The organism is Variovorax paradoxus NBRC 15149 (assembly GCF_001591365.1).
GTDB lineage: Bacteria > Pseudomonadota > Gammaproteobacteria > Burkholderiales > Burkholderiaceae_C > Variovorax > Variovorax paradoxus.
The window spans coordinates 59,562-71,652 of the sequence record NZ_BCUT01000006.1 but is presented as its reverse complement, the minus strand read 5'-3'; the positions used below and the strand labels follow the sequence as shown (position 1 = coordinate 71,652).

Annotated in this window: 11 protein-coding genes; 8 read left to right on the top strand and 3 right to left on the bottom strand. The window is 68.1% G+C overall.

The genetic code is table 11. The features are described from left to right. Window positions 1-37: 37 nt before the first annotated feature. Together VPA02S_RS24390 and VPA02S_RS24385 are read right to left on the bottom strand one after the other, a co-directional pair. Window positions 38-535: an aminoacyl-tRNA deacylase gene (locus VPA02S_RS24390; RefSeq protein ID WP_027729835.1), complete on the bottom strand. Its 498-nt coding sequence runs from the start codon at window positions 533-535 to the stop codon at window positions 38-40. Beyond that, complete coding sequence (locus VPA02S_RS24385; RefSeq protein ID WP_018905457.1) at window positions 532-1,593, bottom strand: aldo/keto reductase; 1,062 nt, start codon at window positions 1,591-1,593, stop codon at window positions 532-534. The genes VPA02S_RS24390 and VPA02S_RS24385 overlap by 4 nt, the downstream gene beginning before the upstream one ends. A 115-nt stretch (window positions 1,594-1,708) precedes the next feature. Between VPA02S_RS24385 and VPA02S_RS24380 the strand changes: the two genes are divergently transcribed. After that, the gene (locus VPA02S_RS24380) at window positions 1,709-2,638 is read left to right on the top strand and encodes an alpha/beta fold hydrolase (protein ID WP_062366121.1); all 930 of its coding nucleotides are present in this window, start codon (window positions 1,709-1,711) and stop codon (window positions 2,636-2,638) included. Between the two features lie 13 nt (window positions 2,639-2,651). Here VPA02S_RS24380 and VPA02S_RS24375 read toward each other — a convergent pair whose 3' ends face one another. Beyond that, window positions 2,652-3,344, bottom strand: coding sequence for an aspartate/glutamate racemase family protein (locus tag VPA02S_RS24375; protein ID WP_015866554.1), 693 nt, complete (start codon window positions 3,342-3,344; stop codon window positions 2,652-2,654). A gap of 248 nt (window positions 3,345-3,592) precedes the next feature. On the opposite strand from VPA02S_RS24375, the gene VPA02S_RS24370 reads away from it, so the two are divergent. From VPA02S_RS24370 to VPA02S_RS24340, 7 genes are all read left to right on the top strand, one after another. Further along, on the top strand, window positions 3,593-5,983 hold the full coding sequence (locus tag VPA02S_RS24370; RefSeq protein ID WP_062366119.1) for a type VI secretion system Vgr family protein: 2,391 nt from the start codon (window positions 3,593-3,595) through the stop codon (window positions 5,981-5,983). Between the two features lie 13 nt (window positions 5,984-5,996). Continuing rightward, window positions 5,997-6,461, top strand: a complete 465-nt coding sequence (locus VPA02S_RS24365; RefSeq protein ID WP_062366118.1) for a hypothetical protein — start codon at window positions 5,997-5,999, stop codon at window positions 6,459-6,461. Then, window positions 6,458-9,058 carry a DUF2169 family type VI secretion system accessory protein gene (locus VPA02S_RS24360; protein ID WP_062366116.1) on the top strand — a complete coding sequence of 867 codons (2,601 nt, stop codon included), beginning with the start codon at window positions 6,458-6,460 and terminating at the stop codon, window positions 9,056-9,058. Before VPA02S_RS24365 ends, VPA02S_RS24360 begins: the two co-directional genes overlap by 4 nt. Further along, the gene (locus VPA02S_RS24355; protein ID WP_062366115.1) at window positions 9,055-10,104 is read left to right on the top strand and encodes a pentapeptide repeat-containing protein; all 1,050 of its coding nucleotides are present in this window, start codon (window positions 9,055-9,057) and stop codon (window positions 10,102-10,104) included. The genes VPA02S_RS24360 and VPA02S_RS24355 overlap by 4 nt, the downstream gene beginning before the upstream one ends. Before the next feature lie 61 nt (window positions 10,105-10,165). After that, window positions 10,166-10,804, top strand: coding sequence for a DUF3540 domain-containing protein (locus tag VPA02S_RS24350; protein WP_062366112.1), 639 nt, complete (start codon window positions 10,166-10,168; stop codon window positions 10,802-10,804). 28 nt (window positions 10,805-10,832) lie between these two features. Continuing rightward, window positions 10,833-11,225: a DUF4150 domain-containing protein gene (locus VPA02S_RS24345; protein WP_018905449.1), complete on the top strand. Its 393-nt coding sequence runs from the start codon at window positions 10,833-10,835 to the stop codon at window positions 11,223-11,225. A 41-nt stretch (window positions 11,226-11,266) separates the two neighbouring features. Next, on the top strand, window positions 11,267-12,079 hold the full coding sequence (locus VPA02S_RS24340; RefSeq protein ID WP_062366111.1) for a methyltransferase domain-containing protein: 813 nt from the start codon (window positions 11,267-11,269) through the stop codon (window positions 12,077-12,079). Window positions 12,080-12,091 lie beyond the last annotated feature (12 nt).

The window sequence follows — 12,091 nt, the reverse complement described above, 5'->3', positions numbered from 1 at the left end:
GCGGGGAGGAATGGTTGTTCTTGTTCGGCGACGCCGGCTATTCTGCCAGCGCGCACTGCACCGGCGTGGCGCCGAGCAGGGCGACGCACACCTGCGGGTCGATGCCCACGAGGTAGCCGCGCCGCCCGCCGTTGATCGCGATCCTCGGCAGTTCGAGGATGGTCGATTCGATGTACACCGGCATTGCGCGCCGCGTGCCGAAGGGCGAGGTGCCGCCCACCATGTAGCCGCTGTGGCGCTGCGCGACCTCGGGCTTGCAGGGCTCGACCGACTTGGCGCCGATCTGCCGCGCGAGGTTCTTGGTCGACACCGTGCGGTTGCCGTGCATCAGCACGATCAGCGGCCTGGCGTCCTGGTCCTGCATCACCAGCGTCTTCACCACCGTGAAGGGATCGAAGCCCAGCACGGCCGCGCTGTGCTGCGCGCCGCCGTGCTCCAGGTATTCGTACGGATGCTCGGTGAAGGCGACCTTGTTCGCTCGCAGCAGCTGCGTCGCGGGGGTTTCGGAAACGTGGGCGCTTTTATTTTTGCTCACGCCGCCGGGTCCCGGATCTCCCACCGGATCCTGTCGATCTCGGCCAGCACCTCGGGCGAGAGCGCGGTGCCGTAGGCATCGATGTCTTCGTCCAGCTGCGCCACCGTCGTCACGCCGATGATGGTGCTTGCCACCTGCCACTTGGTGTAGCAGAAGGCCAGCGCAAGCTGCGTGGGCGTGAGGCCGTTGTCGCGCGCGAGCTGGTTGTACAGGCGCGCGGCCTTCAGCGCCTCGGGGCGGCCCCAGCGCAGCTTGCGCACCGATTCGTAGCGTGTGATGCGCGCGTCCTGGGGCGCATCCGGCCCGGTGATGCCGCTCTGGTCGTACTTGCCGGTGAGCAGGCCGTAGGCCAGCGGCGAATAGGCCAGCAGCGACACGCCCAGCCGGTGCATCGTCTCGTCCAGCCCGTTCTCGACGCCGCGGCTCGCCAGGTTGTAGACGTTCTGCACCGTGGCCACGCGCGGCAGCCCGTGCTGCTCGGCCAGCCGCACGAACTCGTGCACGCCGTAGGGCGTTTCGTTCGACAGGCCAATCGCGCGCACCTTGCCGGCCTTCACCAGTCCGCCGAGGGCTTCGAGCTGCTCCAGGATCGGGGTCTGCGAGACCTCCTTGGCCGGGTCGTAGTAGATGTTGCCGAAGGCCGGCACATGGCGCTCGGGCCAGTGGATCTGGTACAGGTCGATGACGTCGGTCTTCAGGCGCTTCAGGCTCGCGTTGCACGAGGCCACGATGTCGGCCGCCGTCATGCCCACGCCTTCGCGCACCCACGGCGTGTTGCGCAGCGGGCCGGCCACCTTGGTGGCGAGCACGAGCTTCTGCCGTGCACCGGGGTTGGCCGCAAACCAGTTGCCGATGATGGTTTCGGTGACGCTGTAGGTTTCCTGGCGCGTGGGCACCGAGTACATCTCGGCCGTGTCGATGAAGTCGACACCGCGCTCGAGCGAGCGGCTCAGGATGGCGTGGGAGGTGGGCTCGTCCACCTGTTCGCCGAAGGTCATGGTGCCCAGGCAGATGGGGGTGACGTGCAGGTCGCTCTGGCCGAGTTGGATTTTTTTCATGCGCGGGATGCTACCGCCCTCCTCCGCGGCGCGCTCGCGGCGCAGCCAAAACCCGGACGCGTGCTGTCCTGTGCCGGACTGCGGCCCGCCGCCCGGCTCCGTATCATCGGCGCCCATGTACCAAGCCCTCCGCCCCTCGCGCAGCGAATTCGTGCCCGTGCGCAATCTCCGCTACCACGTGCGCCTCTGGGGCGAGGCCTCGCCCCACAAGCCGCCATTGGTGCTGCTGCACGGCTGGATGGACGTGGCGGCCTCCTGGCAGTTCGTGGTCGATGCGCTGGCCGAAGAACGCTTCATCGTCGCGCCCGACTGGCGCGGCTTCGGCCTCACCGACGGCGGCGGTGTCGACAACTACTGGCTGCCCGACTACCTCGCCGATCTCGAATGGCTGCTCGACCACTACGCGGGCGAAGGCGATGCGGCGCGGCCGGTCGACCTGGTCGGCCACAGCATGGGCGGCAATGTCGCCATGCACTACGCGGGCACCCGGCCCGCGCGCATCCGCCGCCTCGTCAACCTCGAAGGCTTTGGCATGCCGGCGCGCAAGCCCGAGGAAGCGCCCGCGCGCTACGGCCAATGGATCGACGAGCTCAAGCGCCTGCACCGCGGCGAGATGGCGCTGGCGGGCTACTCGGGTGTGGACGGCGTGGCGCGGCGGCTCATGAAGACCAACCCGCGCCTCACGCCCGACAAGGCCGGCTGGCTCGCGAGCCATTGGTCCGCGCTCCAGCTGCAGCCCGACGGCAGCGAGCGCTGGCAGATCCTTGGCGACGCCGCGCACAAGATCATCAACGCGAACATCTTCCGGGTCGACGAAACGCTGGCGCTCTATGCGCGGATCTCGGCGCCCGCGCTGATGATCGAGGCCGCCGACGACAGCCTGCACGGCTGGTGGAAGAACCGCTACACGCTCGAAGAATTCCACGAGCGGCTGAAGTCCGTGCCGTCGGTGCGCATCGAGCAGCTGGCCGACGCGGGCCACATGCTGCACCACGACCAGCCGCAGCGCGTGGCGGGATTGATCGAGCAGTTCCTGGCCGGCTGAGGCGGCCGGCGCTTCAGGCCGCGGCGCGCCGCAGCGCCGCGCGCGCCAAGAGCCGCGTGGAGTCGAGCGTGGGCAGCGGCGAATTCACGTCGTTCATGATGAGCGGAATCTCGGTGCAGCCGAGCACCACCGCATCGCAGCCGTCTTCGTCCTTCATGCGCTGGATCACGCGCCGGAACGCCAGCACCGCGTCGGGCGTGAACACACCGCGCACCAGCTCGTCCATGATGATGCGGTTGATCTCCTCGCGCTCCAGGGCCGTGGGCCGGACGTATTCGAGCCCCCGGGCAGAGAGCTTCTCGGGATAGACCTCGCTGTCGACCAGCCAGCGCGTGCCGGTGATGGCCAGGCGCCGGAAGCCGCGCTGCGCGGCCTCGTCGGCCACGCACTCGGCAATGTGCAGCCACGGCAGCGGCGAACGCGCCTCGATGAAGGGCAGCGCCTGGTGGATCGTGTTGTCGGGGCAGACCAGGAAGTCGGCACCGATCTTCGCGAGCTTGCTCGCCGAGGCCAGCATCACCTCGCCCACGCCGTGCCAGTCGCCGCGGTAGATGTGCGCCATGTAGTCCGAAAGCGAGGGCGTGTGCATGGCCACTTCAGGATGCGCATGCGGGCCGAGCAAATTGGCCCCTTCCACGCAGATGGTCTGGTAGCAGAGCGCCGCGCCTTCGGCGGAGCACCCGACGATTCCGATGTGCTGGGTCATTCGCACATCCTACAGGCGGCGGCGCCGAAGCCGCAACGCGGCATGAGGCCCGGCCCGCGCTGGCCTGCTACTTGCAAAGAAGCGCACATGCCAGACGCAAAAGGCACAACGATGAAGCACCCCTGGCCCCATGCGGGTTCACCGGTGAACGAGCGCTTCAAACATAAGTTCGCAATCACTGCTTCGGCCGCCACGCAGTGGGCGATGCTGGTGCAGGAGGTGCTGTCTTGAGCAAGGGAGTTTTTCGCATGCCCCGAGTCGTACGCGCACACACGCCGCTGGGCGAAGACCAGCTCATGTTCCGTTCGATGCACGGAACCGAGGGGCTGTCGCAGCTGTTCGAGTTCGAGGTCGAACTGCTGAGTCCCAGCATGTCGATCGACATGAAGGCCGTGCTGGGCAAGCCGCTGGCGCTGGAGATACAGACTGCGGGCGCGCCGCGCTTCCTGAACGGGCAGATCGTCCGCTTCACGATGATCGGCAAGGAGGACGGCGCCTCGCGCTACGTGGTCTACCGCGCCACGGTGCGGCCATGGCTCTGGTATCTCACGCGCACCAGCGACTGCAAGATATTCCAGAACAAGTCGGTGGTCGACATCCTCGAAGAGGTGTTTGCGGACTACGGCTTTGCCTTCGAGAAGAAGCTCAGCGCGAGCTACAGGCAGTGGGAGTACTGCGTCCAGTACCAGGAAACGGACTTCGCCTTCGTGAGCCGCCTCATGGAGCACGAAGGCATCTACTACTACTTCACGCACGAGAAGGGCCAGCACACGCTGGTGCTGGCCGACGACATCGGCGCGCACGAGACCCTGCCCGGCTACGCGAAGATCGGCTACCTGGCCGCCGACCGCGGCGCCGACCCGCGGCAGGAAGTGATCGACCAGTGGCAGGTCACCGAGGAGATCCGCCCCGGCAGCTACGTGGTGGACGACTTCGACTTCAAGAAGCCCCGCGCCGACCTGATGAACATGCGCAGCCAGCCGCGCGGCAACGAGCACGGCCAGTACGAGATGTACGAATGGCTCGGCGGCTTCAGCGAGGCGGAACAGGGCGAGCACTACTCGCGCATCCGCCTGGAGGAAGCGCAGGCGCAGGCCGAGCGCGACATCGGCCACACCAACGTGCGCGGCATGGCGCCCGGCTACCGCTTCACCATGCAGAACTGCCCGCGGCAGGAAGACAACCGCGAATACCTCGTGGTGTCGGTGTCGTATGCGCTGCGCGAGGGCGGCTACGCCAGCGGCGGCGCCGAAGGCCACTACAGCTTCGACTTTGCCGTGCAGCCCAGCGCCTATGTCTTTCGCGCGCCGCGCGTCACGCCGCTGCCGCGCACCAACGGGCCGCAGACGGCCACCGTGGTCGGCAAGGCGGGCCAGGAATTCTGGGTCGACCAGTACGGCCGCGTGAAGGTGCAGTTCCGCTGGGACCGCTACGGCAAGAGCGACGAGAACAGCTCCTGCTGGGTGCGTGTCTCCAGCGCATGGGCCGGCTCCAACTACGGCGCCGTCAACCATCCGCGCAAGGGACAGGAGGTGGTGGTCGACTTCATCGGCGGCCATCCCGACCGGCCCATCATCATCGGCCGGGTCTACAACGCCGACCAGATGCCCCCGCTCGAACTGCCGGCGCAGGTGACCGTGAGCGGTTTCGTGAGCCGCAGCCAAGACGGCTCGCCGGCCAACGCGAACGAATTCATCCTGGACGACGCGCCGGGCTGCGAGCTGGTGCGCATCCACGCCGAGAAGGACTTCGAGATCGATGTCGAGAACGACCTGCGGATCCACGTCGAGAACGACGAGACAGAAACCGTCGACGGCCACCGCATCACCCACATCCTGAAGACCGACACGCTCACCGTCGACCAGACCCGCGACACCCTCGTCAAGCAGAAGGACACTGCCGAATACCGCAACGGCTCGAAGCTCACCGTCTCGGGCGCGCTCACCGAGCACTTCTTCGACAACCGCATCGAGACCACCACCAAGCTCGGCTCCAAGGAGACGGTGCTCAGCGGCCTGTCGGAGGTCACGGTCAACGGCGGCCTGCGCCACGAGACCTTCGACAAGGGGCTGCTGGTCGACGTGAAGCTCGGCATGGACGAGGAGATCCACACCGGCAACTCCATACTGAAGACGCTCGACGGCAACCGGCAGGAAAGCTACCAGACCGGTTGGCAGCGAACCATCGTGAGCGGCGGCGGCAAGGACAACATCAAGGACGGCCTCACCGAAACCATCGAGACAGGCGACCACCACTCGACCGTCTCGGCCGGCAACTACAACGGCAAGGCCCAGAAGGTGACCATCGAGGCCACGGCGGGCGACGTCGAGATCAAGGCCAGCGGCGACTTCACCTTCGAGGGCAACCACGTCAAGCGCGTGAACCGCGTGCTGCTGTGGGACTGGTCGCCGACGGCGGTGACGGCCACCGGCCTGTCGAGCGCGACCTACGGCGTGAACAACAGCAACGCCGGCTTCACGTTCACGACCAACATCAAGAAGATGGATGCCACCGCGCAGATCATGAACATGTACGCACACCAGGCCAACTTCGGCGCGGTGAGCTTCTCGAACGTGGTGGCCTCGGAGCACACCGGCGGCTTCTGGGGCGCGCTCAAGGGCTTCGTGCTCTTCGGCTGAACGCCTTGGCCGGATGCCGAATGTCCCCTTCTCGATCTGGTGGGTGCTGGCACCGCTGCTTGCGTGGCTGGGGTTCACTCTTTGCGTCACGCTCGTGCGCGAGCGCCGCAAGCACGCCGAGAGCCTGTCGCGCACGCGAAGGGCGCTTCGCATCCTCGCGCGCGGCACGCCTGCCATGGCGCAGGTGATTGCCTTTTCCGACACCGGCCAGCGCCGCTCGGGCGAAGGCACGACTTGGGCGATCGCGCAGCTGCGCCTTCGCGTGCAGGCCGCCGAGACCGGCGAGACCTTCGAGGTCGACCAGACCACCGCCATTCCCCTCGCCGAACTGCCCGGCCACGCGGCCGGCCGGACCATCGCGGTGCGCTTCGATCCGGCGAGCCGCGAGGTCGCCGTCGAGCGCAGCGGTACCTCGGCCGCCCACTACGGCGCCGACAGCTCCCGGCTTCGTGCACCTTCGGAGGTTCCCGGCCGATGAAAACCGTCAAGCCGCTGCGCCTGGGCATCCTCACCCGGCCATACCGCTGGCAGGGCGTCGACCAGCTCGGCGTGGCCGTCACGGCCTTCGCCAGCCTCGAGGCGGAACCGAAGCTCATGGCCGACCAGGAGCTGTGGCAGGTCGTCGGCGAAGAGATCGGCGGCCTGGGCGTGTTCGATGCGGGCGTGCCCAAGTGCATGCCGGAGGTGCTCGCGAGCGGCCATGGCTACACCCACCACCAACAAGACAAGACCGCCTGCGCCGTGCGCCTGCGCGTCGCCGATCTCGAGAAGTCCCTGCACGTGTCGGGCGAGCGCTACTGGCTCGACGGCCGCCTGACCGCACCGCAGCCCTTCGAGGCCATGCCGCTGGACTGGGCGCACGCCTACGGCGGGCCGGGCGTGCCGGAGAACCCGGCAGGCATCGGCGCGTTCGACGAGTTCATCAACGGCGTCCGCACGCGACGCGCACCCAACGTGGAGGCCGTTCATGCTCGCGTGCGCTCGCGCGGGCAGGCGGTGGCGCCCGCGAGCTTCGGCGCCGTGCCCATCGACAGCCCGCAGCGCATGGCCCTGATGGGCAGCAAGTTCGGGCAGCACTGGCTGGAGCACCACTTCCCGGGGTTCGCGCAAGACATGGACTGGCGCTTCTTCAACGCCGCGCCCGAAGACCAGCGCTGGCCCGCGCGCCAGGAGCTCCCGCCCGGCGCGCCCTACGAAATTCTCAACATGCACCCGGAAAAGCCGGTGCTGAGCGGCCGCCTGCCCGACTGGCGCGCGCGCTGCTTCGCAAGCTTCGACAAGGAAGGCCGCGGCCTGCACGAGATCGGCCTGCGCCTGACCACGGCCTGGTTCTTCCCGCACCGCGAGCGCGTGGCGCTGATCTGGCACGGCGTGCTGCCGGTGCGCGAGGACGACGCGGCAGACGTGCGGCACATCATGCCGGCACTCGAGCTGCCGCAGGAGCCGCGCGAGCTCGCGCATTACCAATCCGTGCTGCTGCAGCGCCTGGACACCGCGCGCGGCGGCCTGCTCGCCTTTCGCGACAGCGACCTCGCACCCAAGGCGGTCCTCGGGCGCTGGGGCATCCTCGACGCGCCCGACCCGATGGCGCGGCCGCTGCTGCGCAACCTGCGTGCCGGCCAGCAGCGCGACCACGAAAGCCGCCGCGCCGAACTCATCGCGCTGGGCGTCGATCCCGACAAGTACCTGCCCGCGCCCCAGCCCCCGGCCGCGCCGCTGGAATTCGACGACGTGCCCGAGTACTTCGAGCGCTTGCAAGGGGAAATGATGGAAGCCCGAAAAAACCTGCAAGCCCAGGGCGAACAGATGCGCCGCAGGCAGGAGGAAGAAATCGACCCCGCGCTGCTGCAGAAAAGCCGCGAGCAGCCGCAGCGCTTCGATCCCGACGCGCTGATACGGCAGCTCGAACAGCTTGCCGCCGCGCCACCCGCCGGGAACCCCGAAAGCCCCCCGCCCACGCTCATCTCCCTGGGCACCAAGGATCGGATGACCGCGCAGATCAGGCAGGGCTACCTCCACGGCGCCCACCTGTCCGACGCCGCGCCGCCCATGCCCTCGTTCCGCGCCGCGAAGATCCGGCGGCGGCTGGCCGAGGCCGCGCCCGGGGCGCGCAATTTCTCGGGCATGCGGCTCGTCGGGGCCGATCTCTCGGGCATGGACCTGCGCGGGGCCGACTTCTCCGGCGCCGCGCTCGAAGACGCCAACCTCGACAACGCGCAACTGTCGGACGCCAACTTCAGCGGCGCGGTGCTGGCACGGGCCCGGCTCTCGCGCACCTCGCTGGCCAGTGCGACCTTCCGCAACGCCAACCTCGGCGGCGCGCACTGCGAGTTCGCCGATTTCTCCGGCGCCGACCTGAGCAGCGCCAACTGCGAGAAGACGCGCTTCGCGTCCTGCAGCATGGCCAACACCGTGCTCGACCAGACGCGCTTCACCGAAAGCGAGATGAGCCATTGCGACTTTCGCGGCTCCGACTGGCACCAGGTCTTCCTGACGAAGCTGCGCATGAGCGGCATGGCCTTCGACGGCGCCTCCTTCCAGCAGGTGGTATGGCTCGAATGCGCGCTGGAGGATGTGCGCTTCACCAATGCGTCCCTGGTGCGCTGCAGCTTCGTCACGAGCGACTGCAGCCGGTCGGTCGACTTCTCCGACGCCCGGCTCGATGCCTGCAGCTTCGCGCACGGCAGCACGCTGGCCGGCGCGGTATTGCGCCGCGCCGCGCTCAAGCAATGCGGCCTGCGCACGACGTCGCTGCAACAGGCGGACCTGCGCGAAGCGCGCCTGGACAACTGCGATTTTTCGGAATGCGCGCTGCAGGGCGCCAAGCTCGAGCGGCTCGTCGCGGGCGAGAGCCTCTTCGTGCGCGCCGACCTCACCGGCGCCAGCTTGCGCGGCGCCAACCTCATCGACGCCAACTTCTCGAAGGCCGTCTTCGCGCAGGCCGACCTGAGCGGCGCCAACCTGTTTCGCACCGACGTGTCGCAAAGCCTGATCGACGGCAGCACCCACCTGCTCGGCGCCTACACACGGCATGCCAAGACCTGGCCCGCACGGCGCGCCGCAGCGCCCGAATGACCCGCGATGAACTCGTCGACAGGATCCGCCATGGCACCCAGGTCGGCAACGCCGATTGCAGGGGATGGGACTTGAGCGGCCTCGACCTCTCGGGCGCGATGATGGACGACGTCGATTTCAGCGGCGCGAACCTCGCCCGGGCCAACCTCGAAGGCAGCTCGCTGTCGCACTGCCAGCTCTCGGGATGCGACTTTTCCTTCGCCCGGTTGAAGGAGGCGCAGTTCTTTCGCAGCCGCTTGGAGACGGCACGGTTCGATGCCGCCACGCTGGAAGGCGCCTCCTTCGTCGAGTGCCACGCGGCGCGGGCGAGCTTCGCGCAGGCCAGGCTCGATCTCACCAAGTTCTTTCGCTGCGAGCTCACGGAAAGCCGCCTGCAGTCGCGGCAGTTCGAGCGCGCGAGCTTCATGGAATCGCAGCTCGACCGGGCCGATTTCACCGGCGCGGCGCTGGGCCATGTGACCTTCTACCGCCTCGACCTGAAGACGGCGATTTTCCAGGGTGCATCCGGCCTCAACGCAATGTTCCTGGAGTGCGACCTGAGCGGCCAGCGCTTCGCGGACCTCTCGCTGTGCATGTGCCAGTTCACGGACAGCCGCCTGGACGATGCCGACTTCAGCGGCGCCACGCTCACCCAAGCCAACTTCAAGGGCACCACGCTGAAGCGCGCGAGCTTCTCGAACGCGGACGCATGCCAGGCGCTGTTCCCTGAAGCCGACCTCAGCGATGCGAACTGCAGCGGCGGGCGCTTCGACCAGTCGATCTGGGCCCGGGCCCTGCTGGAACGCGCCGACTTCTCGCAAGCCCGCTTGCCGCTCGGCGTGTTTCACCACGCGCGCTGCGCCGGCGCGAACTTCCGCAACGCCGACATGCAGGACGCCGATCTTTCATATGCCGACCTGACCGGTGCCGACCTGGGCGGTGCGCACTTCCTTCGCACGCGCCTGCACCGCGCCCAGCAGCAGGGCGCGCGGTTTTCCAGCCGCAACGGGATCATCGACAACGAGCCCGAACTCTTCAAGGCACAGGCCTGGTCCGACTCGCACTGAGCCCCGCAACCGCCCGCCCGCTTTCCAGACGTCCACACCCACATCAAGAAGGGAATCCGCCATGAATGTCATTCCACTGCGCCCCGCCCTTGCGGCAGCCACCGCGCCGGTTCATCTCGTGGGCCGGCTGGCGGCCGCACTGCCCGATGCCCACTTCGATGTCGAAGACGAGGGCGGCGGGACCTGGCGCTGCCGCCGAGCCGCCAGTTGCCTGCTGCGGCCCGAGGTGGGCGACACCGTGCTGCTGTCCGGACCGGACGGAGCCCGGGTGTACCTGATCGCCGTGCTCGAACAGGCCGACGACGCGGTCAGCCGCATCGACACATCAGGCGCCCTCTCGATCGAAAGCCCCGGCGACGTACGGCTGCGCAGCGGCGGCGAGCTCCAGATGCACGCCGCGCAATGGAAGCTCCAGGCCGCGAGCGGACAGTGCCGCGTCGACGACCTGCACTTCACCGGCCAGGCCCTCGACGCCACGGTGGGGCGGCTGCGGCTGGTCGGGCGCGTCCTCGAATCGGTGGCCGATCGCATCGTGCAGATGGCGCGCAATGCGCTGCGCGTGGTGGACGAGACCGAGCAGGTCCGCGTGGGCCATCTCGACTGCGAAGCCGGCGGCACGGCGCGCCTGCATGCCCGGCACACGGTGGTCACGGCCAGCGAGCTCGTGAAGGTCGATGCCGCGCAGATCCACATGGGCTGACCCGGCCCGCAGCAAAAGGAGCACCGCAATGTTTGCCAACTGCCAGCTGATGGGAATGGACCTCGCCTTTCCCGACGTCTGCAAGACCCCACCCGCCGCGATGGCGCCCATTCCCTACCCCAACATGGCGTTCGGCCCCACGGCCGTGCCCAACGCGTGGAACATCCTCTTCATGTGCATGCCCGCGCACAACATGGCAACCACCACGCCGATCACGCTGGGCGATACCACCGGGGCGGGCGGCGGCATCGTCTCGCAGACCTTCATGAGCCAGTCGCGGCACGTGACGGGCGCGTTCACCGTGCTCATCAAGGGGACGCCGGCCACGCGCATGACCAGCCTGAGCACGCAGAACCGCAGCAACATGGTGGGCATGCGCATCGTGCCGAGCCAGTGCAAGGTGATGATTCTTTCGCCCTGAGAGCCATTGCGCTGCGCACGAACTGCGAGACAAAATGAACCATGCATGACACCGCCTACGAACATGGCCGCCGCTTCTTCGCGTTGTACTGGCAGCCGCATTTCAGGGATGTGGTCGAGCTCGGCAGCCAGGACGTCAACGGCTCACTGAGGGACCATGCCCCCGCCACGGCGAGCTATCTCGGTCTCGACGCCGCGCCTGGCCGGGGCGTGGACAAGGTGGTCACGCCGGGCGACCCCCTGCCGCTGCCCGACGCCTGCGCCGACGTGGTCGTCACGAGTTCGGCCCTCGAGCATGACCCCTGCTTCTGGGAAACTTTTCTGGAGCTCGTGCGTCTGCTGCGGCCCGGCGGTCTGCTCTATGTCAATGCGCCAAGCAACCATGCGTTTCACCGGTATCCGGTCGATTGCTGGCGCTTCTATCCCGATGCCGGTGTGGCGCTGGTCGAATGGGGCCGGCGCCGGGGCGTCGAAGTCGAACTGGTCGAGTCCTTCGTCGCCCGCCCCGCGGCGTCCGGCTGGGCCGATTTCGTCGCGGTCTTTCGCAGGCCCGGACCGCCCCTCGTGCGCCTGGGACGGCTGGCGGACTTCGGCGAAACCCAGAACGGATACGACGCCGAGTCCACGGAGCTCCTGCGCCACCACGCGGAAACCTTCGACATGCTCGCGCTGGCGCAGGCACGGCAGCAGCTGCAGAACTGCGAACGGGAGCGCGACGAACTCCGGGCCCAGGCCGCCAGCGCGCCAGGCGAGCTCGGCAAGGCCTACGAGGCCATCCTTGCCCTCAAGCAGGAGTCCGAGGCGCTGCGCCGCGAACTGCACACACTGCGCGGCCATCCGTCTTCCGGCGCGTAGGCACGCGCTCCG

What these genes read in the sequence shown, in the direction of transcription:
- VPA02S_RS24360 (WP_062366116.1), top strand. Translation starts at nt 6,458, where the DNA reads ATGAAAACCGTCAAGCCGCTGCGCCTGGGCATCCTCACCCGGCCATAC.
- VPA02S_RS24370 (WP_062366119.1), top strand. Translation starts at nt 3,593, where the DNA reads ATGCCCCGAGTCGTACGCGCACACACGCCGCTGGGCGAAGACCAGCTC.
- VPA02S_RS24340 (WP_062366111.1), top strand. Translation starts at nt 11,267, where the DNA reads ATGCATGACACCGCCTACGAACATGGCCGCCGCTTCTTCGCGTTGTAC.
- VPA02S_RS24380 (WP_062366121.1), top strand. Translation starts at nt 1,709, where the DNA reads ATGTACCAAGCCCTCCGCCCCTCGCGCAGCGAATTCGTGCCCGTGCGC.
- VPA02S_RS24375 (WP_015866554.1), bottom strand. Translation starts at nt 3,344, where the DNA reads ATGACCCAGCACATCGGAATCGTCGGGTGCTCCGCCGAAGGCGCGGCG.
- VPA02S_RS24365 (WP_062366118.1), top strand. Translation starts at nt 5,997, where the DNA reads ATGCCGAATGTCCCCTTCTCGATCTGGTGGGTGCTGGCACCGCTGCTT.
- VPA02S_RS24355 (WP_062366115.1), top strand. Translation starts at nt 9,055, where the DNA reads ATGACCCGCGATGAACTCGTCGACAGGATCCGCCATGGCACCCAGGTC.
- VPA02S_RS24345 (WP_018905449.1), top strand. Translation starts at nt 10,833, where the DNA reads ATGTTTGCCAACTGCCAGCTGATGGGAATGGACCTCGCCTTTCCCGAC.
- VPA02S_RS24385 (WP_018905457.1), bottom strand. Translation starts at nt 1,593, where the DNA reads ATGAAAAAAATCCAACTCGGCCAGAGCGACCTGCACGTCACCCCCATC.
- VPA02S_RS24350 (WP_062366112.1), top strand. Translation starts at nt 10,166, where the DNA reads ATGAATGTCATTCCACTGCGCCCCGCCCTTGCGGCAGCCACCGCGCCG.